20 protein-coding genes are annotated in these 19877 nt (G+C 60.6%); 19 read left to right on the top strand and 1 reads right to left on the bottom strand.

What is annotated here, in order from left to right:
* From V8P77_RS29630 to folD, 14 genes are all read left to right on the top strand, one after another.
* Window positions 1–1047, top strand: a complete 1047-nt coding sequence (locus V8P77_RS29630; protein WP_335915737.1) for a flagellar hook-associated family protein — start codon at window positions 1–3, stop codon at window positions 1045–1047.
* A gap of 34 nt (window positions 1048–1081) precedes the next feature.
* Window positions 1082–1429 (top strand): flagellar biosynthesis regulator FlaF, encoded by a 348-nt coding sequence (gene flaF / locus V8P77_RS29625; protein WP_003556569.1) that lies wholly within the window; start codon window positions 1082–1084, stop codon window positions 1427–1429.
* On the top strand, window positions 1426–1875 hold the full coding sequence (gene flbT / locus V8P77_RS29620) for a flagellar biosynthesis repressor FlbT (RefSeq protein WP_003556571.1): 450 nt from the start codon (window positions 1426–1428) through the stop codon (window positions 1873–1875). The genes flaF and flbT overlap by 4 nt, the downstream gene beginning before the upstream one ends.
* Window positions 1866–2294 carry a flagellar hook assembly protein FlgD gene (flgD, locus tag V8P77_RS29615; RefSeq protein ID WP_130786431.1) on the top strand — a complete coding sequence of 143 codons (429 nt, stop codon included), beginning with the start codon at window positions 1866–1868 and terminating at the stop codon, window positions 2292–2294. The genes flbT and flgD overlap by 10 nt, the downstream gene beginning before the upstream one ends.
* A gap of 98 nt (window positions 2295–2392) precedes the next feature.
* Entirely contained in the window at window positions 2393–2659 is a 267-nt protein-coding gene (fliQ, locus tag V8P77_RS29610) for a flagellar biosynthesis protein FliQ (protein ID WP_009992823.1), read from the top strand.
* Window positions 2660–2851: 192 nt separating this feature from the next.
* Window positions 2852–4939, top strand: a complete 2088-nt coding sequence (gene flhA / locus V8P77_RS29605) for a flagellar biosynthesis protein FlhA (protein ID WP_077977635.1) — start codon at window positions 2852–2854, stop codon at window positions 4937–4939.
* Window positions 4936–5688 (top strand): flagellar biosynthetic protein FliR, encoded by a 753-nt coding sequence (locus V8P77_RS29600; RefSeq protein ID WP_335915729.1) that lies wholly within the window; start codon window positions 4936–4938, stop codon window positions 5686–5688. The genes flhA and V8P77_RS29600 overlap by 4 nt, the downstream gene beginning before the upstream one ends.
* Before the next feature lie 7 nt (window positions 5689–5695).
* The gene (locus tag V8P77_RS29595) at window positions 5696–6109 is read left to right on the top strand and encodes a hypothetical protein (RefSeq protein WP_072639630.1); all 414 of its coding nucleotides are present in this window, start codon (window positions 5696–5698) and stop codon (window positions 6107–6109) included.
* A gap of 32 nt (window positions 6110–6141) precedes the next feature.
* Window positions 6142–6705 (top strand): rod-binding protein, encoded by a 564-nt coding sequence (locus V8P77_RS29590; RefSeq protein WP_335915728.1) that lies wholly within the window; start codon window positions 6142–6144, stop codon window positions 6703–6705.
* A 123-nt stretch (window positions 6706–6828) separates the two neighbouring features.
* Window positions 6829–7194 carry a hypothetical protein gene (locus V8P77_RS29585; protein WP_003545575.1) on the top strand — a complete coding sequence of 122 codons (366 nt, stop codon included), beginning with the start codon at window positions 6829–6831 and terminating at the stop codon, window positions 7192–7194.
* Window positions 7194–7733 carry a hypothetical protein gene (locus tag V8P77_RS29580; RefSeq protein ID WP_335915726.1) on the top strand — a complete coding sequence of 180 codons (540 nt, stop codon included), beginning with the start codon at window positions 7194–7196 and terminating at the stop codon, window positions 7731–7733. Before V8P77_RS29585 ends, V8P77_RS29580 begins: the two co-directional genes overlap by 1 nt.
* 381 nt (window positions 7734–8114) lie before the next feature.
* Complete coding sequence (locus V8P77_RS29575) at window positions 8115–8954, top strand: WecB/TagA/CpsF family glycosyltransferase (RefSeq protein ID WP_335915724.1); 840 nt, start codon at window positions 8115–8117, stop codon at window positions 8952–8954.
* Between the two features lie 119 nt (window positions 8955–9073).
* Window positions 9074–10840: a succinoglycan biosynthesis protein exop gene (locus V8P77_RS29570; RefSeq protein WP_335915723.1), complete on the top strand. Its 1767-nt coding sequence runs from the start codon at window positions 9074–9076 to the stop codon at window positions 10838–10840.
* Between the two features lie 120 nt (window positions 10841–10960).
* Window positions 10961–11860 carry a bifunctional methylenetetrahydrofolate dehydrogenase/methenyltetrahydrofolate cyclohydrolase FolD gene (folD, locus tag V8P77_RS29565; protein WP_335915722.1) on the top strand — a complete coding sequence of 300 codons (900 nt, stop codon included), beginning with the start codon at window positions 10961–10963 and terminating at the stop codon, window positions 11858–11860.
* Here folD and V8P77_RS29560 read toward each other — a convergent pair whose 3' ends face one another.
* Window positions 11861–12886 carry a LacI family DNA-binding transcriptional regulator gene (locus tag V8P77_RS29560; protein ID WP_335915720.1) on the bottom strand — a complete coding sequence of 342 codons (1026 nt, stop codon included), beginning with the start codon at window positions 12884–12886 and terminating at the stop codon, window positions 11861–11863. It lies immediately after the preceding gene.
* A gap of 307 nt (window positions 12887–13193) precedes the next feature.
* Between V8P77_RS29560 and V8P77_RS29555 the strand changes: the two genes are divergently transcribed.
* The 5 genes from V8P77_RS29555 (at window position 13194) to V8P77_RS29535 (ending at window position 19719) form a co-directional block, all read left to right on the top strand.
* Window positions 13194–14555 (top strand): ABC transporter substrate-binding protein, encoded by a 1362-nt coding sequence (locus V8P77_RS29555; RefSeq protein WP_335915719.1) that lies wholly within the window; start codon window positions 13194–13196, stop codon window positions 14553–14555.
* Between the two features lie 187 nt (window positions 14556–14742).
* Window positions 14743–15756 carry a carbohydrate ABC transporter permease gene (locus V8P77_RS29550; protein ID WP_335915717.1) on the top strand — a complete coding sequence of 338 codons (1014 nt, stop codon included), beginning with the start codon at window positions 14743–14745 and terminating at the stop codon, window positions 15754–15756.
* A 1-nt stretch (window position 15757) separates the two neighbouring features.
* Window positions 15758–16921 carry a carbohydrate ABC transporter permease gene (locus V8P77_RS29545; protein WP_335915716.1) on the top strand — a complete coding sequence of 388 codons (1164 nt, stop codon included), beginning with the start codon at window positions 15758–15760 and terminating at the stop codon, window positions 16919–16921.
* Between the two features lie 34 nt (window positions 16922–16955).
* Window positions 16956–18608 (top strand): beta-galactosidase BglA, encoded by a 1653-nt coding sequence (gene bglA / locus V8P77_RS29540; RefSeq protein ID WP_335915715.1) that lies wholly within the window; start codon window positions 16956–16958, stop codon window positions 18606–18608.
* A gap of 22 nt (window positions 18609–18630) precedes the next feature.
* Window positions 18631–19719, top strand: coding sequence for an ABC transporter ATP-binding protein (locus tag V8P77_RS29535; RefSeq protein WP_335915713.1), 1089 nt, complete (start codon window positions 18631–18633; stop codon window positions 19717–19719).
* Window positions 19720–19877 lie beyond the last annotated feature (158 nt).

The raw sequence follows: 19877 nt of genomic DNA, 5'->3' as shown, positions 1-19877 counted from the left end.
ATGAAGAGCTCATTTATTTCAAGTTCGGCCATTCAGAACGCGATGCGGTTGACGATCCGTCAGGCGCAGAACCAGATGACGAAGGCAACGATGGAGGCGACGACGGGAGTCTATGCGGATATCGGTGTCTCGCTCGGCGGCAACGCCGCCAGGAGCGTGGACTTCAGCCGCGAGGTCGACAGGATAGCCTCGATCAAATCAAGCAATTCGCTTGTCACCGCGCGCATGGAATCCTCGCAGCTCGGCCTTTCCAAGATGAAGGACGTCGGCGACGGCCTCGTTTCGAAGCTGACGGCGCTGCAAGGCAGCCACGATCCCGGCAGCATCACGGTCGCCATCCAGTCGGCGACCAGTGCGCTATCCACCATGATGGACACGGCCAATACCATGGTGAATGGCGAATATCTGTTCTCGGGCATCAACACCGACGTGCAGCCGCTGACCGACCAGACGACCGCGACGAGCGCAACCATCGTCACGGCATTGAACACGTATGCGACAGGTCTCGGCAAGTCGGTCAGTGATCTCACCGGCGCCGAAATGGAGACCTTTATCACCACGGAGGTCGAGCCGCTGTTCGACGAGACTGCCTGGACCGATCCGACGACCGGCTGGTCGCAGGCATCAAGCCAGAACATGACGAGCCGCATCAGCAATTCCGAAGTGATCGAATCCTCGACCAATGCCAATTCCGAGGGCATGCGTTACTTCGCGCTCGCTTCGGTGATGACCTCGGCCCTGTTGGGCCAGGGTCTCAGCAGCGATGCGATGAGCACGGTGTCCAAGCAGGCGATCAGCTACACGACGAAGGCGACCAGCGGCCTCGTGACCCAGGCAAGCCAGCTCGGCCTTTCCCAAGAGCGCGTCAAGAAGTCCAACGACGCTCTCGACGCTCAATCGAACATCATCAAGAACAAGCTCGTCGATCTCCAGGGCGTCGATCCTTACGAAGCCTCGACCCTGGTCAAGACTTTGGAAACGCAGCTTGAAACCGCTTACACGATCGTCTCGAAGATCCAGCAGTTGAGTCTAGTAAACTACCTTTGATGATCAAAGGCGCGCAATAAAGAAGGATGCATGAATGTATCAGTTCTCATATGCCGAAGTCATGCAGGACTCGGTGGCCGACGCGAAAGAGCGGGAATGGCAGGTTCTTGACCGGTCCATAGACCTGCTGGCGGCGGCGCGCGAAAAGGAAAAATACGGCCGGGAAGCCATTGAAGCCCTGTTTTATACACGCCGGGTGTGGATCAGCTTCATCGAGGATCTCAAACATCCCGACAACCAGCTGGAGATCGGGCTGAGGGCCAACCTCATCTCGATCGCGATCTGGATATTGAAGGAATGCGACAGGATCAGAAAACGTCAGTCTAATAACTACCAGGGCATCATCGACGTTACCACCATCATCAGGGATGGACTTAAATGAAAAGTACACTTCGCATTTCTCTGAAAGCCGGAGAAAGAATCTTCATCAACGGCGCCGTCCTGCGCGTCGACCGCAAGGTCGCGCTGGAATTCCTGAATGATGTGACGTTCCTTCTCGAAAACCACGTCCTCCAGCCGGAGGGCGCCACGACGCCGCTGCGTCAGCTCTATTTCATCGCGCAGATGATCCTCATCAACCCCGAGGGCAAGGACCACTCGACGGCGTTGTTCCGCAAGTCGATCACCATGCTGCTTTCCTGCTTCAAGAACGAGGAGATTCTCGCCGAACTGAAGCGCATCGATGCGCTCGTCTCGACGGGCCGCGCCTTCGACGCGCTCAAGGCGATCCGCGGCCTCTACGCGATCGAAGACAATATCCTCAACAACCACGAAATGCCGCCGACGATGGTCGAGCAGATTCGCAGGGAGATTGCACCATGGCGGTAGATGCAACATCGAGCGTGAGCACGTCGAGCACGACAAGCACGACGAGCACGGCCCAGACGAAGGCGACGCTGAACTACGACAATTTCCTTCAGCTGCTCATCGCGCAGATGAAGAACCAGGATCCGACCGATCCGATGGATGCCAGCGAGCAGATGTCGCAGTTGGCGAGCTTCTCGCAGGTCGAGCAGACGATCCAGACCAACACCAAGCTGGACACGCTGCTCGCAAGCTCGAGCCTCACCCAAGCCAGCAGCTACGTCGGAAAATACATGGAAAGCGCCGACGGCACCGTCAAAGGCACCATCGAATCCGTCAAGGTTTATTCGGACGGAATCATAGCGACGACCACGGATGGCGGTAATATACTCGTGCAGGCGGGAATCACCATTGCCGACAAGGCGCCGACCAGCGATACCTGATACCCACGGCGCCGGTGCGTCGCATAGCTCGGTGATACCAATCAATGGCGATCCGGCCACGGCGGGGCCGCTTCAAGGCGATATGAGGTTGCCTTCGGATGAATGAAGCTGATGCATTGGATCTGTTTCAGGCGGCGATCTGGACCGTCCTGATTGCCGCCGGTCCCGCCGTCATCGCGGCGATGGTGGTGGGTCTCGTCATTGCCTTGATCCAGGCGCTGACCCAGGTGCAGGAAGCGACACTGACCTTCGTGCCGAAGATCGTGGCGGTGCTGATCACCGTCGGCGTCACGGCACCCTTCGTCGGCTCGCAGATCTCGATTTTCACCAATCTGGTCTTCTCGCGCATCCAGTCCGGTTTCTAGAGCAATTCCAGCAAAAGTGCGCTGCGGTTTTGCGTCCGGGATTGCGTAGAAACAAAAGGTTAGAGCGGTTCTACGCTTCCATGAGAAGCTGAACCGCTCTGAGCCACCTTCGCGCAAGCTTCGCCATTTAATTCTCGATCCGAATTGGGCGGGCCGCATGTCCGCCTCCTCTCATGAAGAGACGGAATCGTCATGGCGCAACCACCTGCACTCCCCCTTCCAAAAGTCGCCCCGAACCTGCGCGATGTCGGTTTTGCCCTCGGCATCATCGGCATCATCTGCATTCTCTTCCTGCCGATCCCGCCGTTCCTGATCGATATGGGACTGGCCTTCTCGATCGCTTTCTCGGTGCTGATCCTGATGGTCGCGCTGTGGATCCAGAAACCGCTCGATTTCTCGTCATTCCCGACCATTCTGCTGATCGCGACGATGACTCGGCTGGCGCTGAACATCGCGACGACACGCGTGATCCTGTCCCACGGTAATGAAGGCCATGACGCAGCTGGCGGCGTCATCGCCGGTTTTGCAAGCCTGGTGATGTCCGGCGATTTCGTCATCGGCCTGATCGTCTTCCTGATCCTCATCACCATCAACTTCATCGTCATCACCAAGGGCGCCACGCGTATCGCCGAAGTCGGCGCGCGTTTCACCCTGGATGCGATCCCCGGCAAGCAGATGTCGATCGACGCCGATCTTTCGGCCGGCATCATCGACGAGAGGGAAGCTCAGCGCCGGCGCAGGGAGCTGGAGGAGGAAAGCTCCTTCTTCGGTGCGATGGACGGTGCGTCGAAATTCGTGCGCGGCGATGCCGTCGCCGGCCTGATCATCACCTGCATCAACATTTTCGGCGGCATCATCATCGGCTATTTCCGCCACGGCATGCCGATCGGCGAAGCCGCTGACGTTTTCGTCAAGCTCTCCGTCGGCGACGGCCTCGTCTCCCAGATGCCGGCTCTCATCGTCTCGCTCGCCGCCGGCCTTCTCGTCTCCCGCGGCGGCACCACCGGCTCCACCGACCAGGCGGTCGTCAACCAGTTGAGCGGTTATCCCCGTGCGCTTTCCGTCTCGGCGGTGCTGATGTTCATCCTGGCCCTGATGCCGGGTCTGCCGTTTATCCCCTTCGTGGTCCTCGGCGGTCTTCTCGCCTTCGGCGCCTGGTTCATCCCACGTCAGGTCGAGGCAGAGAACATGCTTCGCCGCGAGCAGGAAGAAAAGAAGGTCGTCCAGAACAAGGAGCTGGAAAAGGATTCGGTCAAGGCGGTGCTGCGCACCTCCGAAATCGAGCTCGCACTCGGCAAGATGGTCTCGACGCGCCTGCTCGGCGCCCACCAGGAGCTCGCCTTCCGCGTCGGCAAGATGCGCAAGAAGTTCGCCACCCAATACGGCTTCGTCGTGCCCGAGATCAAGGTGACGGACGATATCGCCATCGCCGAGAAGTCCTACCAGATCCGCATCCATGGCACGACGGTCGCTTCCAACCTGCTGCGCGTCGGCGAAGTCCTCGTGGTCACCGGCGCTGGCCGCCGGCCGAGCATTCCCGGCGACGAAATCCGCGAACCCGCTTTCGGCATGCCTGCCGTCTCCATCCTCGAAAACTTCGCCGACGATCTGAAGCGCGAGGGCTTCCAGCCGATCGACAATGTCTCCGTCGTGCTGACCCATATGAGCGAGGTCATCCGCAACAACCTGCCGCAGCTGCTGTCCTATAAGGACGTCAAGGTGCTGATCGATCGGCTCGACCCCGAATACAAGAAGCTCGCTGACGAGATCTGCTCGTCGCACATGTCCTATTCCGGCCTGCAGGCAGTGCTCAAGCTGCTGCTCGCCGAACGTGTCTCGATCCGCAACCTGCACCTCATTCTCGAGGCGGTGGCCGAGCTTGCCCCGCATGTCAGGAAGACCGAGCAGATCGTCGAGCATGTCCGCATCCGCATGGCCCAGCAGCTTTGCGGCGATCTCGCCGATAACGGCGTGCTGCGCGTGCTGCGGCTGGGCAGCAAATGGGATCTGGCTTTCCACCAGGCGCTGAAGCGCGACGCCAAGGGCGAGGTGATCGAATTCGACATCGATCCGCGCAGCCTGGAGGAGTTCAGCGAACAGGCCACCAAAGTTATCCGTGAGTTCATGGATCGCGGTCTGCCATTCGCACTTGTCACGTCGCCGGAAACACGCTCCTATGTGCGCATGATCATCGAGAGGCTGTTCGCCACGCTCCCGGTCCTGTCGCATGTCGAACTGGCCAAGGGCATCGAGATAAAGATTTTGGGCTCTATTTCATGATGACAGACCCGCAAGGGACCGTTCTCGCGCTGTTTCTGGTTTTCTGCCGGATCGGTGGCTGTGTGCTGGCTCTTCCGGGTTTTTCCTCGGCGCGCGTGCCCGCACAGCTGCGCGTCTTCATCGCCAGCGCGCTCTCGATCGCCGTCATGCCGTTGCTCTGGGATACTGTCTATCCGGCCGTTCACACCGGTGCCGGAACCTATATCGGCCTGATCTTCAGCGAATCGCTGATCGGCGTGATGTATGGCATGCTGGCGAGGATCTACACGCTCGGCATGCAGTTCGCTGCCTCGATCACCGCCATGATGGTCGGCTACACCCAGCCGGGTTCCGCCGACATCCTCGAAGACACGCCGGAGACCAGCCTGTCGGCCTTTATCACCTTTGCCGGCATGATGATCCTCTTCATCATGGACTTCCATCACATCGTCTTCCGCGCGCTGATCGATTCCTACACGACCATGCCATTCGGAGGCATGATGCAGATGCGCGCGACGCTGATCTCTTTTACCGACACGCTGGAGCAGACCACCTACATCATGCTGCGGCTGGCGAGCCCCTTTTTGATCTACGGCCTGATTTTCAACGTCTCGATCGGTTTCATCAACAAGCTGGCGCCGCAGATCCCGGTCTACTTCATTTCCACGCCCTATCTGCTGATGGGCGGGCTCTTCCTGATTTATTTCTCGATTGCGGCGATGGTCAGCCAGTTCGGCCAGTCCTTCGGCTCAATCTATATCGGGCGATGAGGCTGATATGATCGAAAGGAAGCGCTCCCAGAAGCTCAAGCGGCTGCTCTCGGTGCAGCGGCATATCGAAAGAATGGCCGAGAACGACCTGGCCGAAACCAGCCGCCAGCGTGTCGAGGTCAATGTGGCGATGGACGACGTCATCCTCGCGCTCGGCTCGATGGACCCCGTCCACCACGCCTTCTCGCAGAATTACGCCGACCGATTCGGCAGACTCACCATCAAGGACCAGCAGCTGACCGGCATGCAGCAGATCCACGAGATGCGGCTGACGCGCGAGCGCGCCAAGGGCGACCGCCTCGAAGACGGCATGAAGGAAGCCCTCGAAGTCGAGCGCCGCGAGGCCGATGACAATGCCGTCTACGATGTCATCGACCAGCAATTCGCAACGCCAGCCTCCAGCAAGCTTCAAAAACCATAGTCGTTACGATCTTAAATTCAGAGGATTGTAACGTGGCTATTTCGCCCCCCAGTGATCTGGTCCTGGACGTTGTCAAAGCTGCCGACCCCATGGAGGTTCAGGCGGCCCAGGAAAAATTGAAGGCAAATCGTGCGGCCTTTGCCGCAACGAGTCTCGCCGAAAATGGCAAGGGCTTCTCCAATACGGTCGACGTTCTCGATCATGTCGGCCAGAAGAGCGGCCTCGCCAACGTCCAGAACCGCACCAAAACCGAGGAAGTTCCGGAAAGCTACCGGAAGTTCGAGGCCATGGTCCTGCAGAATTTCGTCAAGTCCATGCTGCCGAGCGAAAGCGAAGAGGTCTACGGCAAGGGCGCGACCGGCGATATCTGGAAAGGTATGATGGCCGAACAGCTCGGCAACGTCATGGCCAAGGGTGACGGCATCGGCATTGCCAAGCAGATGTACAGCGAACTTCTGCGCCGGCAGGAAGGCAAGATCGTCAATGCCTCGACCGATGACGATGACCGCAATACCGCGCTCAGCATGATCGACGACTTCCAGCGCAAGACCTTTGGCACGCCGACCGCCGAAGCCAAGACCGATAGAACAGGATGATCTTAGGCCGGTTGGCCAAAAAAAATCGAATCCCGTTCCAATTAACAGTTAGAGCATGCTGTCGTCCGAAAACCGCGTACGTTTTTGGCATCATGCTCTAAGCGAAGCATAACCGAGGGTACCATGGAAATAATTTCGAACGAATACAGGATCAAATCCGTTCTCGGACGCCTCGAAATGATCATCGACAATGAGAACACCCGGATCGGCAACGACCCGCAGTTCGATCTCAAGGTCTCCAATGCGCATAAGAGCCGCTGCCTCTACGAGTTGTCGATGCTTTTCCGCGATACCGATCCGGCCGAGCTTGCCGCTGCCCATCTCGATCAACTACACGGCCTGAAGAAGAAGCTGGTTCTCAATGCCCGTCGCGTCGAGGCGCATCTCGAAGCGGTTCGCGCTGTCGCCGACCTGCTGAAGAACGCAGTTCAGGACGCTGACGCCGACGGCACCTATTCCCAGGAACAATTCGCCGCGCGTGGAAACTGATGATCAAGCTCGTCCTCACCGGTGTCTGGGTTTGCGCCATCACCTTGGCATCGGTCTATTTCTCGGTGTACCTGGCGACCGCGCCGGCGCCCGCAGCAACGGATTCCAAGCAGAGCGCGCTTGAACTGGTGAAGGGTGAAACGATCACAGTGCCGATCATCGGCAACGGTGCGATCACCGGTTATTTCCTCGGCCGCGTTTCGTTCATGATGAACAAGGACATGCTGAAAGGCGTGACGCTGCCGCTGAGCGAGATGACGACGGACGAGCTTTTCAGCCTGCTGGTCGGCAACAAGATGGTCGATATCGCCCACATCAAATCCTTCGATCCGAAGGCTTTCCGCGAGGAGATCAAGAAGGGCATGAACGAGCGCCTCGGCGGCGAATACGTCGCCGACGTGATGCTGGAGCAGCTCGACTATCTCTCCAAGGAAGACGTCAAGGAAAGCTCCGCCGGTCAGCCGAAGAAGGTGGGCGCACCCGTCAAGATCGTCGAGACCGCACCAGCGACCGAAGCACCGGCGCCAGCGGCCCACTAAAACGCGTCGCGATCTTTCAGATTCGCTCCTCGCGCTTTAGGTCTTTGTTTTACGCGTGTCGTTGTCGCAAAACCGCTGCACATGCTTTAGACATCATTCGATCATCGATGACAAACGGCGCCGCAAGGCGCCGTTTGTCAATGGACGCGCGTGGTTAATAAACGACTTATACGAGCATGGAAATTCAAGGAATTTTCCTAAGGGTTGTTTGAAGCCGTCCTGTTATATCAGGTCTCACAGCTTGGCATGCGCCGCTTATCCGGGATCGGAGCGACGCGCACCGGCGGGACGCAACCGGTCCTTTCGAGACCTCCGGTGCGGAAATGTGGGCTTGTTTTCCGGGATGTCGGGCGCATGCAGCACCCTCGGCAGGAGGTAGGAATGAATCTGATTGCAAACTTCGCGGTGCTCGCATCGCGGCGGACGATCTTCGATCTGCCGGTCTGCGATCTCGGCTGGGACGACGCCCTCGTTTTCATTAACGAGCTGGCCTCCATTCCCGTCGGCCAGACCGTGGTTTGCTTCGTCAACGCCCATAACATGCTGACGACGCTACGCGACGACGAATATTATCGGATCATGTCGCACAATCTGGTGCTGCCGGATGGTATCGGCCTCAACATCGCATCGCAGATCGCCCATGGCGCGCCGTTTCCGGCCAATCTGAATGGCACCGATTTCGTGCCGGCTTTCCTGACCTTCATGGAGGCTCCGCGGCGCATCGGTCTCATCGGCGGCACGCGCTCGGTCGTCGAGGCGGCGGCCGAAAATTTCCGCAAGCACACGCCCTGGCATGAATTCGTCGTCGTTTCGGACGGCTATTTCGACAAGGCCGAACCAACTGATGTCATCGAGGAGCTTGAGCGCCAGAAGCTCGATATCCTGATCGTCGGCATGGGAACGCCGCTGCAGGAGAAATGGGTTCACGATCATATCCGCGCCGATCATGCGCGGCTGGTGTTGACGGTGGGCGCTCTCTTCGACTTCGTCTCCGGCGCCGTCCCGCGTGCGCCGAAGACGGTGCGGATGATGCGCCTGGAATGGGCCTATCGCCTGCTGCAGGAGCCGACGCGCCTCTGGCGCCGTTACATCATCGGCATCCCGGTATTCCTCTTCCATGTCCTGCGCTACCGTTTCCGCCGGCGCGAAAGGATCCTCAGCCATCCGGAAGAGCACGGCAGCGCGTTGCAGCCGCGGTCGGAGCATAAGAAGGCGAGCTGACCTCAGTTCTCGCCTGCTGCGGTTAACCATTTCTTTGCCATGAATGTTTAGAGTGGCTTAATCATCTGCATCCGTGCGGATGAGCGAACTCGGCCATCATGTGCATGAGATGTGGCGCAATGTACGATATCAGGGCCAGAAACAGCTTCCAGGATCGCGCAGCCGCAGGGCCGCGCCCCCATGACGATTCCTACAGGGCGCTTCGGTCGAGCCGGCCTGATATCGCGCCACCCGAGGCCGAATTGCTGCGCGCCATCGGCCGCGCGCTGGAAGAACAGCGCGCAAGAGCGGCGCGCACCGCACCACTGGTCGACCGCATCGAAACCATCCTCGGCAACCGTCTCCGGGCCGCCAATGACGTCGGCCATCCGCTTCTTCAGGGGCCGGCGGGCGATGAAGAGCTGAGCGTTCCGGCCGACGAGCCGATGATCCCACCGGAACCGCTGGCCGCGATCCGTGAAGAACCCGCCGAGCTCCGGCCGGTAGCGCCGCGGCGTCGGGCAAGCGGGATCGGCCGTGCGATGACGGTGGCCGCCGCGACGATGATCGGCGCGGGCTTGCCGGCGCTGATGCCGGCTTCGCCGGCCCTCTACCGTGCCGAGGCGACGCTTGCGGTGAAGAGCGATGCCGCAAGCCGCGCTGCCTTCACCCAGGCCGCGGCGAAAGGGCTGCTGTCGGCGCGGGTGGTTGCTTCGACGGTTGCCACCCTGAAACTCGATCATGATCCCGAATTTGCCGGCGCCAGCGCCAATGCGCTCGGCGTCGCGCTCGATCTCCTCTCGGCGACCGGTGCTGCTGCCGATCCGGCCTCCCGCGCCGAGGTGACGCTGAAACATGCAGTCGAGATACTGCCCGATGCCGCCGCCGGGACCATCCTCGTCAGGGTGACGACCGGCGACAGCGGCAAATCCATGCGCATCGCCGCAAGGCTTGCCGAAACGGTTTCCGCAGCAGACGGAGCCGGCGGCAACGTCGAAACCGATGTTGCCTTGCGCAAAACCCATGACGAGGCAAAAGCAGAGCTTGCCGCTTTCACGGCAAAGAGCGGCGAAGGCAATGTCAAGGTGGCGATCGATCTCCGCCGTCAGATCGACCGGCTCGATGCCGATCTGAAAGCGGCCGACCAGAACATTCTTGCCGCAAAGGCGCAGGCCGACCGGCTCAAGGCCGCAAAACTTGCGGAGGTCCTCGACGGTTCGCTCCCCGCCGTTATGCTCTCGCCGGTGCTGCAGGACTGGCGCGACAAGTATGCCGTCGCCAAGACAGCGCTTGCGCAGCTTTCGGCCGAGCTCGGCCCGCGCCATCCGCGCCTCTTGCAGCAGCAAGCCGAAACGAACGGTCTCAAGGAGAATATGGGCAAGGAGCTCAGCCGTCTTGCCCAGACCGCCAACCTCGCCGCCAAGGCCGCCGTCGATGCGCGCAAGAGTCTGAACGACCGCCGCAACACGCTGATCGCCCAGAGCCGCGATACCGGCGTCGATTTGTCACGCCTGACCGAACTCACGGAAAAGGCGAATGCCGCCCGCTCGCGCCTTGAAGAGGCGACGTCCGCAGCGGTGGAAACGGCCGCTAACGGTCGTGTCGTTCTCCTGAAGCCGGCGCTGGCGACAGTGGTATCGGCAACGGATGGCCGGATCGGCCGCTCGCTGATGGGCGCAGTCGTGGGCCTTGCGATAGGCTTTGCCGCGGCTTTCCTGCTCCGGCTTCGCAGACCTGTCGCTGATTCCGCAAGCGAGAAAATGCCGGTATCCCGGCCGCAGGCTCCGCCGTCGACCCCCGCGCAGGACCCCGCGCCTGTCGACGAAATGGAGGTGCTGCGCTCCGAAATCTCCGGCCTGCGCGACCGGCTTCGTGTTCATGCGCTTGAAGCGCGGCAGCCGCGTTGAACGAACATTTCCTTGCATTTTTGATATTGCATTGCTGCTTTCCGACAGGATAGGGCGTTAGCGAGCATTTGATGCTCGTCAACTATCCATAGATTGACGCGAAACAGGGCGGAGAGACGCGTGACGACAGTAATCGACGGAAAGAACGTAGCTGCATCGGTCATTCAGACGGTCAAGAGTGCGACGGCGGCGCTGGAAAAGAGCAGCGGCGTCACCACCGGCCTTGCGGTCGTCATCGTCGGCGACGACCCGGCAAGCCACGCCTATGTCGGCTCCAAGGGCCGCATGGCCAAGGAGTGCGGCTTCAAATCCGTTCAGCACACGCTGCCGGCGGAAACGAAGCAGGAGGATCTGGCAGCTCTCGTCGCCACCCTCAACGCCGATCCGTCGATCCACGGCATTCTGGTGCAGCTGCCCTTGCCGAAGCCGCTCGACAGCGAGGCGATCATCCAGTCGATCCTGCCGGAAAAGGATGTCGACGGCCTGAGCGTCGTCAATGCCGGCAAGCTCGCCACCGGCGACCTGAAGACCGGACTGGTCTCCTGCACCCCGGCCGGCGCCATGGTCTTCGTCCGCCGCACCCACGGCGAGGATCTCTCCGGCCTCAACGCCGTCGTCATCGGTCGCTCCAACCTGTTCGGCAAGCCGATGGCGCAATTGCTGCTCAACGCCAATGCGACGGTGACGATCGCCCATTCCAGGACCAAGAATCTCGCCGAGGTCTGCCGTAACGCCGATATCCTGGTGGCCGCCGTTGGCCGGCCGGAGATGGTCAGGGCCGATTGGGTCAAGCCCGGTGCGACAGTCATCGACGTCGGCATCAATCGGGTGGCAGCCCCCGAAAGAGGCGAGGGCAAGACCCGGCTCGTCGGCGACGTCGCCTTCGAGGAGGTCTCAGCGGTCGCCGGCACCATCACTCCGGTTCCCGGCGGCGTCGGGCCGATGACCATCGCCATGCTGATGGCCAACACCCTGATCGCCGCTCATCGCGCTGCCGGGCAGACGCCGCCCCAGTTTTGATTACGGCCGCGGGGCAGGGCCGGTCGAGGCCCTGACGATCAACTCGGTCTTCCAGAGCTCCTGGTCGGGGAAGGGGCCGGCATGCTTCACCGTGCCGATCAGCCGCTGCGCGATACGCACGCCGGCCGCCCGCAGTGAAGAGCGCGTGGTCGTCAGCGGCACCGAGAAATTTTCCGGCTTCAGCAGCGGCAACACGTCGTCATGGGCGATCAGCGAGATATCCTCGCCGAGCCGCAATCCCGCCTGGTTGACCGCGCGGATCGCGCCGAGCGCCAGCACCGTGCTGGAGCAGAGGATCGCCGTCGGCCGCTCCGGCAATTGCAGGAAATGTTCCATCGCCAGCAGGCCTTGTTCGTCCGTCATCAGCGCGTGGCTCATGCAACCCTCCTCGAGCGCGAGCCCGCGCTCGAGGAGGGCTGATATGACGCCGTTCTTCCTGCGGATGGCGAAATCGAGATGCATCGGCCCGTTCATCAGCGCAAAGCGCGTATGACCGAGCTGCAGCAGGAGCCGTGTCGCATCGTAGAAGGCGCCTTCATTGTCGATGTCGAGATAGGGATAATCCGGCTCCGAATCGAAGGAGCGGCCGTGCACGACATAGGGCATGGAGAGCGATTTCAGCATGGCGAGCCGCGGGTCGTGGGCGCGCATATAGGCGACGAACAGGGCATCGACATTGCCGCTGATCGCAAGGCGGCGCAGCGCCGCCACCTCGTCATCCGGGTCGGCCGGCATGATGACGAAGTGGAAATCGTGGCGCACGGCCTCTTCGCCGAGCCCGGCCAGGAATTCACCGAAATGCACGTCGGACTGGTGGCCGGGCGCCGTCGGCATGACGAGGCCGATCGAGCCTGCCTTGCCGGTCGCAAGCCGCTGCGCCGCCTTGTTCGGTCTGTATCCGGTTTCCTTGACAGCCTGAAGCACGCGCTCCCGGGTCGCCTCATTGACCTCGGGATAGCCGTTGAGCGCCCGGCTCACCGTCGTCTGAGACAGCCCCAGCAATTCCGATAGCTGTTTGAGATTCACCTGCTATGCTTCCTCCCGGCCCCGCCCGTCAGCCGTCTTGAAAAGACCTGCCGCCTCCCAGTGGCATCCAAAGCGCTTTCAATTATGTATCATCTGGCGCGCTTGACTCAAGAAAAATCGCTCCATATTTCCCGATAGGCGCCTTTGCGCAGCGAAAGGCCGCGATATCTGGCATGTTCACAGCGCATTTTCGCGAATTGACTTGACTCCATTCCACCGAAAGTGGAATGAGTTGAGTGTCAAAGCGCTTTGAAATTCTCTTAAAAGGAATTCGGCGCGGTTGGGATTGTGATGGGAGGTTGATCACATGAAAAAGTCATTTTTGATGGGCGTTGCCGTTGCGGCGCTTTTTGCCGGTGCTGCGTCCGCGGCCGATCTGAAATTTGCGCCGGGAGAGGATTCCAAGTTCAACTGGAAGAGCTATGACGAATTCAAGGCTGCTCATGCTGATCTGAAGGGCCAGCCGCTGACGATCTTCGGGCCGTGGCGCGGCGAGGACGAGGCGTTCTTCATGAGCGTGCTTGCCTACTTCACCGAAGCCACCGGCATCGATGCCAAATACTCCTCTTCCGAAAATTACGAACAGCAGATCGTCATCGACACGCAGGCGGGCTCGCCGCCGAACATCGCCGTTCTGCCGCAGCCGGGCCTCTTTGCCGATCTCGCCAGCAAGGGCTTTCTGACGCCGCTCGGCGACGACAACTCCAAGTGGATCAAGGACAATTACGGCGCCGGCGACAGCTGGGTCGGTTACGGCACCTACAAGGGCAAGGACGGCAAGGAAGCCTTCTACGCCTTCCCTTACAAGGCCGACGTCAAGTCACTCGTCTGGTACGTTCCGGAGAACTTCGAGGAAGCCGGTTACAAGATCCCGACGACCATGGAAGAGCTGCATGCCCTGACCGACCAGATCGTCAACGACGGCGGCGTTCCCTGGTGCATCGGTCTCGGTTCCGGCGGCGCCACCGGCTGGCCGGCGACCGACTGGGTCGAGGACATCATGCTGCGCATGCAGCCGCCGGAAGCCTACGACAAGTGGACGACCAATGAGCTGAAGTTCACCGATCCGGCCGTCGTTGCCGCGATCGAAGAGTTCGGCAAGTTTGCCAAGAACGAGAAATACGTCGATGGTGGCGTCGCGGCCGTGGCATCGACCGATTTCCGCGACAGCCCGAAGGGCCTCTTCGCGGTTCCGCCGAAGTGCTACATGCACCATCAGGCCTCGTTTATTCCGTCCTTTTTCCCTGAAGGCACGAAGCTCGGTCAGGATGCCGACTTCTTCTACATGCCGACCTTTGCTTCGCATCCCGAACTCGGCAAGCCGGTTCTGGGCGCCGGCACGCTCGTCTCGATCACTAAGGACTCGAAGGCGGCTCGCGCCTTCATCGACTTCCTGAAGACCCCGATCGCCCATGAGGTCTGGATGGCGCAGTCGAGCTTCCTGACGCCGTATAAGGGCGTCAGCACCGAAGCCTATGCCAACCCGCAGATGAAGAAGGAAGGCGATATCCTGACCTCCGCCACCACCTTCCGCTTCGACGGTTCCGACCTGATGCCGGGCAAGATCGGCGCCGGCGCCTTCTGGACCGGCATGGTCGATTTCGTCGGTGGCAAGTCCGCTGAAGAGGCTGCAGGCGAAATCCAGAGCGCCTGGGACGGCATCAAGTAATCTTTCAAAACTATGCCGCCGGCTTGCCGGCGGCATGGCTTGCATGACTGGCCGGGCTCGCAAAGAGCCCGGCCATCGCAGGATATATTGCGATCAGGCAATCAAAGAGATTGACGGTGACCGGGGTCGACCCGTCAGAATTAAAAACCGATCGGAATAAGATCAGGGGAAGCAGGGGAGGGACGAAATGCTGTCGCAGATAGTGTCCGCTTTGGGCGTCGTGGTCGTCGCCGTTGTCGCGTGCTCGGCCTATTTCTATTTTTCGAACAAGATACTGGATCTGGCTCTGCCGGTGAAAGATGGCGACATTCGCGCCGCATCGCGCAATCTGAACCGGCGTGCACTTGTCCGGCCGTGGTTGTTCATCGGCCCGGCGCTCTTCCTGCTCATCGTCTATCTCGTCTATCCTGTCGTTGCGACCTTCATCCTCTCCTTCTACGACCGTGCCGGTCTGCAGTTCGTCGGCCTCGCCAACTACAAATGGGCGCTCGGCGACCGCGAATTCCGCCAGTCGATCTTCAACAACATCCTCTGGCTCGCCGTGGTGCCGGCTGCCTGCACCTTCTTCGGCCTCGTCATCGCCGTGATGACCGATCGCATCTGGTGGGGCAATATTGCCAAGAGCATCGTCTTCATGCCGATGGCGATCTCCTTCGTCGGCGCCTCGGTCATCTGGAAATTCATCTATGAATATCGCGGCGGCAATGACGTCCAGATCGGCCTGCTGAACGCCATCGTCCAGACCTTCGGCGGCACGCCGGAGGTGTGGATCTCCATTCCCTTCTGGAACAACTTCTTCCTGATGATCATCCTGATCTGGATCCAGACCGGTTTCGCCATGGTCATCCTGTCGGCGGCTCTTCGCGGCATTCCGGAAGAGACGATCGAAGCCGCCGTCATCGACGGCGCCAATGGCTGGCAGATCTTCTGGCGCATCATGGTGCCGCAGATCTGGGGCTCCATCGCCGTCGTCTGGACGACGATTACCATCCTCGTCCTCAAGGTCTTCGACATCGTGCTGACGATGACCAACGGCCAATGGCAGACGATGGTGCTGGCGAACCTGATGTTCGACTGGATGTTCCGCGGCGGCGGCGATTCCGGCCGAAGTGCGGTCATCGCCATCATCATCATGCTCGCCGTCACGCCGATCATGGTCTGGAACGTGCGCCGCGCCAATCGCGAATTGAAGGGCCACTGAGATGACCGCTATCGGAAGCTACTTCAAGATCGGCCCCGCCCGTCTCTTCGTCCACCTCGCCGTTTTGCTGATCGTCATCGTCTGGCTCATACCGACGCTCGGCATCTTCGTCAGTGCGTTGCGCGACAAGGACCAGATTGTCGTCTCCGGTTGGTGGACGGCCTTCGTCGGCTCGACGCAGACCGTCGCCGTGCGCTTGGGCACGCCGGACCAGCAACGGCAAAAAGGCACCACCTACGTCATCTCAGGCAATGTCCTGGAAGGACAGACCGGCCGTTCAGTCAAGGCCTTCGGCAATCGCGTGCAGCAGCCTGCAGCGTTCGACGCCGGGATGACGGCCGATCTCGGCGACGGTGAAACCTTGCAGATCAACAGCGACGGCAGTTATCGCTATGTGAAGAACGCCGCCTTTTCGCCCGACCAACGCCCGCGGCGCATCTATGCATCCGTCTCGGCGCCGCCGGAATTCACGCTGCAGAACTACAAGACGGTTCTGACCGGCGAGGGCATCGGCCAGTCCTTCATCAACTCTTTGACCGTGACGATCCCGGCGACGATCATCCCGATCCTGATTGCCGCTTTCGCCGCCTATGCGCTCAGCTGGATGGAGTTTCCCGGTCGAGCGCTGCTGATTGCGCTCGTCGTCGGCCTCATCGTCGTGCCGCTGCAGATGTCCCTGATCCCGCTGCTGCGCCTCTACAACGAGATCGGCGGCATGCTCGGCCAGCCGTCGAAGACCTATCCCGGCATCTGGCTGGCCCATACCGCTTTCGGCATGCCGCTCGCCATCTATCTCTTGCGAGCCTATATCGCCGGCCTGCCGAAGGAGATCATCGAATCCGCCCGCGTCGACGGCGCGAGCGATTTCGAGATCTTTACCCGCATCGTTTTGCCTCTGTCCTTCCCGGCACTCGCCTCCTTCGCCATCTTCCAGTTCCTGTGGGTGTGGAACGACCTGCTCGTCGCCATGGTCTTCCTCGGCACCGACAAAGACCACATCGTGCTGACCGGCAGCCTGAACGCGCTGCTCGGCTCGCGCGGCGGCAACTGGGAGATTTTGACGGCGTCAGCCTTCGTCACCATCATCGTGCCGCTGCTCGTCTTCTTCGGGCTTCAGCGTTACCTGGTGCGCGGTCTGCTGGCGGGTTCGGTCAAGGGAGGCTGACCATTCCCGAACGTGACTTCAAACAGGATATTCCATGAACGTGGCTTCCCATTCGATCTCGACCCCCGACAAGGACTGGTGGCGCGGCGCGGTGATCTACCAGATCTACCCGCGCTCCTACCAGGATTCGAACGGCGACGGCATTGGCGACCTGAAAGGCATCACCGCCCGCCTGCCACATGTGGCAAGCCTTGGCGTCGATGCGATCTGGATCTCGCCCTTCTTCACCTCGCCGATGCGCGATTTCGGTTATGACGTTTCCGATTACGAGAACGTCGATTCGATCTTCGGCACGCTGGTGGATTTCGACACGATGATCGCCGAGGCCCATCGCCTCGGCATCCGCGTGATGATCGACCTCGTCATCTCCCACAGCTCGGATCAGCACCCCTGGTTCGTGCAAAGCCGCTCCAGCAAGACCAACGCCAAGGCCGACTGGTATGTCTGGGCCGACGCCAAGCCGGACGGCACGCCGCCGAACAACTGGCTGTCGATCTTCGGCGGCTCGGCATGGGCGTGGGATCCGACGCGCATGCAATATTACATGCACAATTTCCTGACTTCGCAGCCGGACATGAACCTGCATAACCCGGAGGTGCAGGACCGTCTGCTCGATGTCGTGCGCTTCTGGCTCAATCGCGGCGTCGACGGCTTCCGCCTGGACACCATCAATTTCTATTTCCACGACACGCAGCTGCGCGACAATCCGGCGCTTGCGCCCGAACGGCGCAACGCCTCGACGGCGCCGGCGGTCAATCCTTACAATTTCCAGGAGCATATCTACGACAAGAACCGGCCGGAAAACCTTGCCTTCCTGAAGCGCTTCCGCGCCGTTCTCGAGGAATTCCCGGCGATCGCCGCCGTCGGCGAAGTCGGTGACAGCCAGCGCGGCCTCGAAATCGTCGGCGAATACACCTCCGGCAACGACAAGATGCATATGTGTTATGCCTTCGAGTTCCTGGCGCCCGATCCGCTGACGCCGGAGCGCGTCGAGGAGGTGATGGAGGATTTCGAAGCCGCCGCACCCGATGGCTGGGCCTGCTGGGCCTTCTCCAATCACGACGTCATGCGCCATGTCAGCCGCTGGGGCGGGATGGTCGCCGATCATGACGCCTTCGCCAAGCTCTATGCCTCTCTGCTGTTGACGCTCCGCGGCTCCGTTTGCCTCTATCAGGGCGAGGAATTGGCATTGACGGAGGCCGATCTCGCCTATCAGGATCTCCAGGATCCCTATGGCATTCAATTCTGGCCGGAATTCAAGGGCCGCGACGGCTGCCGCACGCCGATGGTCTGGGATAGCCAAGTCGCCCAGGGCGGCTTCTCGACGGTAAAACCGTGGCTGCCGGTGCCGGTCGAGCATATCCTGCGCGCGGTCAGCGTCCAACTGGGCGACGAGACTTCGGTGCTCGAGCACTACCGCCGCTTCATCGCCTTCCGGAAGCTGCACCCGGCTTTTGCCAAGGGCGAGATCGAATTCGAGGTGGCGCAGGGCGATACGCTGGTCTTCACCCGTGAATACGGCAATGAGAAACTGCTCTGCATCTTCAACATGAGCCCGGCCGAGGCCGCCGTCATCCTGCCTGCGGGAGAATGGCAGGCGTTGACGGGCCACGGCTTTACGAGCAACAACTATGGCGACAAGATCGATATTCCGGCTTGGGGGGCGTATTTCGCCCGTCTTGCCTAAAGAACGCAGGGGAGAGAGAGAAATGACTGGACTGACGCTGAAGGATATCCGCAAATCCTACGGTTCCGTGGATGTTCTCCACGGGATCGACCTCGATATCAAGCAGGGAGAATTCATCGTCTTCGTCGGTCCGTCCGGCTGTGGCAAGTCCACGCTTCTGCGCATGATCGCCGGTCTCGAGGCGATCACCGGCGGTGAGATGTATATCGATGGCCATCTCGTCAATGACGTGCCGCCCTCCAAGCGCGGCATCGCCATGGTCTTCCAGTCCTATGCGCTCTACCCGCACATGACCGTCTTCGACAACATGGCTTTCGGCATGAAGATCGCCGGCGAAAGCAAGCAGGAAATCGATCGCCGCGTCAAAGCGGCGGCCGAGAGCCTGCAGCTGACCCAATATCTCGGTCGCCTGCCGAAGGCCCTTTCCGGCGGCCAGCGCCAGCGCGTGGCGATCGGCCGCGCCATCTGCCGCGATCCCAAGGTCTTCCTCTTCGACGAGCCGCTCTCCAACCTCGATGCCGCGCTGCGCGTCGCGACCCGCATCGAGATCGCCCGTCTGAACGAACAGATGGCTGATACGACGATGATCTACGTCACCCACGACCAGGTCGAGGCGATGACGCTCGCCGACCGCATCGTCGTTCTCTCCGCCGGCAATATCGAGCAGGTCGGCGCGCCGTTGGAGCTCTACGAGCGGCCGGCCAATCTTTTCGTCGCGAAATTCATCGGTTCGCCGGCGATGAACATCATCCCGGCGACGATCGCCGGGACTGGAAGCCAGACGACGGTGACGCTGACCGGCGGCATGTCGGTGACGCTCGATGTGGCGACCGATGCGTCCGAAATGGGCAAGCAGGCAAGCTTCGGCGTTCGTCCGGAGGATCTTGGGGTTGCCGACGGCGCCGACTATCTTTTCGAAGGTGAAGTGTCGATCGTCGAAGCGCTCGGCGAAGTGACGCTGCTCTATATCGAGGGCCTGGTGCCGGGCGAGCCGATCGTCGTCAAGCTACCCGGCATCTACGATGTGAAGAAGGGCCAGAGGATGCGGTTTGCCGCCGACAGGCAGAAGTTGCATCTGTTTGACGCGACCGGCCACACCTACCGGAAATGAGGCGGCCATTTTTGGGGTGATCATCCCAAGAATTGCGCGGGACGGGCCAAATTCTCACTTTCTGTTAAAGATCGGCTGCTACCTTTTCCTGGTCAATTTATGAGGGGGATAAGCACGTGGCCGCTTCCAATCCGTCACAGCCAAAATCTCATTTCCTG

Source organism: Rhizobium aouanii, from assembly GCF_037002925.1.
Taxonomy (GTDB): Bacteria; Pseudomonadota; Alphaproteobacteria; order Rhizobiales; family Rhizobiaceae; genus Rhizobium; species Rhizobium aouanii.
Note: the sequence above shows the minus strand (reverse complement) of the source record. Positions and strands in the feature narration are given on the sequence as shown.

Bases quoted from the DNA above. Each gene is read 5' to 3' on its own strand.
- V8P77_RS29580 (WP_335915726.1), top strand. From the start codon at position 7,194: ATGATCAAGCTCGTCCTCACCGGTGTCTGGGTTTGCGCCATCACCTTG.
- V8P77_RS29600 (WP_335915729.1), top strand. From the start codon at position 4,936: ATGATGACAGACCCGCAAGGGACCGTTCTCGCGCTGTTTCTGGTTTTC.
- V8P77_RS29535 (WP_335915713.1), top strand. From the start codon at position 18,631: ATGACTGGACTGACGCTGAAGGATATCCGCAAATCCTACGGTTCCGTG.
- V8P77_RS29595 (WP_072639630.1), top strand. From the start codon at position 5,696: ATGATCGAAAGGAAGCGCTCCCAGAAGCTCAAGCGGCTGCTCTCGGTG.
- bglA (WP_335915715.1), top strand. From the start codon at position 16,956: ATGAACGTGGCTTCCCATTCGATCTCGACCCCCGACAAGGACTGGTGG.
- flbT (WP_003556571.1), top strand. From the start codon at position 1,426: ATGAAAAGTACACTTCGCATTTCTCTGAAAGCCGGAGAAAGAATCTTC.
- flaF (WP_003556569.1), top strand. From the start codon at position 1,082: ATGTATCAGTTCTCATATGCCGAAGTCATGCAGGACTCGGTGGCCGAC.
- V8P77_RS29545 (WP_335915716.1), top strand. From the start codon at position 15,758: ATGACCGCTATCGGAAGCTACTTCAAGATCGGCCCCGCCCGTCTCTTC.
- V8P77_RS29555 (WP_335915719.1), top strand. From the start codon at position 13,194: ATGAAAAAGTCATTTTTGATGGGCGTTGCCGTTGCGGCGCTTTTTGCC.
- fliQ (WP_009992823.1), top strand. From the start codon at position 2,393: ATGAATGAAGCTGATGCATTGGATCTGTTTCAGGCGGCGATCTGGACC.
- V8P77_RS29570 (WP_335915723.1), top strand. From the start codon at position 9,074: ATGTACGATATCAGGGCCAGAAACAGCTTCCAGGATCGCGCAGCCGCA.
- V8P77_RS29585 (WP_003545575.1), top strand. From the start codon at position 6,829: ATGGAAATAATTTCGAACGAATACAGGATCAAATCCGTTCTCGGACGC.
- flgD (WP_130786431.1), top strand. From the start codon at position 1,866: ATGGCGGTAGATGCAACATCGAGCGTGAGCACGTCGAGCACGACAAGC.
- V8P77_RS29550 (WP_335915717.1), top strand. From the start codon at position 14,743: ATGCTGTCGCAGATAGTGTCCGCTTTGGGCGTCGTGGTCGTCGCCGTT.
- V8P77_RS29630 (WP_335915737.1), top strand. From the start codon at position 1: ATGAAGAGCTCATTTATTTCAAGTTCGGCCATTCAGAACGCGATGCGG.
- flhA (WP_077977635.1), top strand. From the start codon at position 2,852: ATGGCGCAACCACCTGCACTCCCCCTTCCAAAAGTCGCCCCGAACCTG.
- V8P77_RS29575 (WP_335915724.1), top strand. From the start codon at position 8,115: ATGAATCTGATTGCAAACTTCGCGGTGCTCGCATCGCGGCGGACGATC.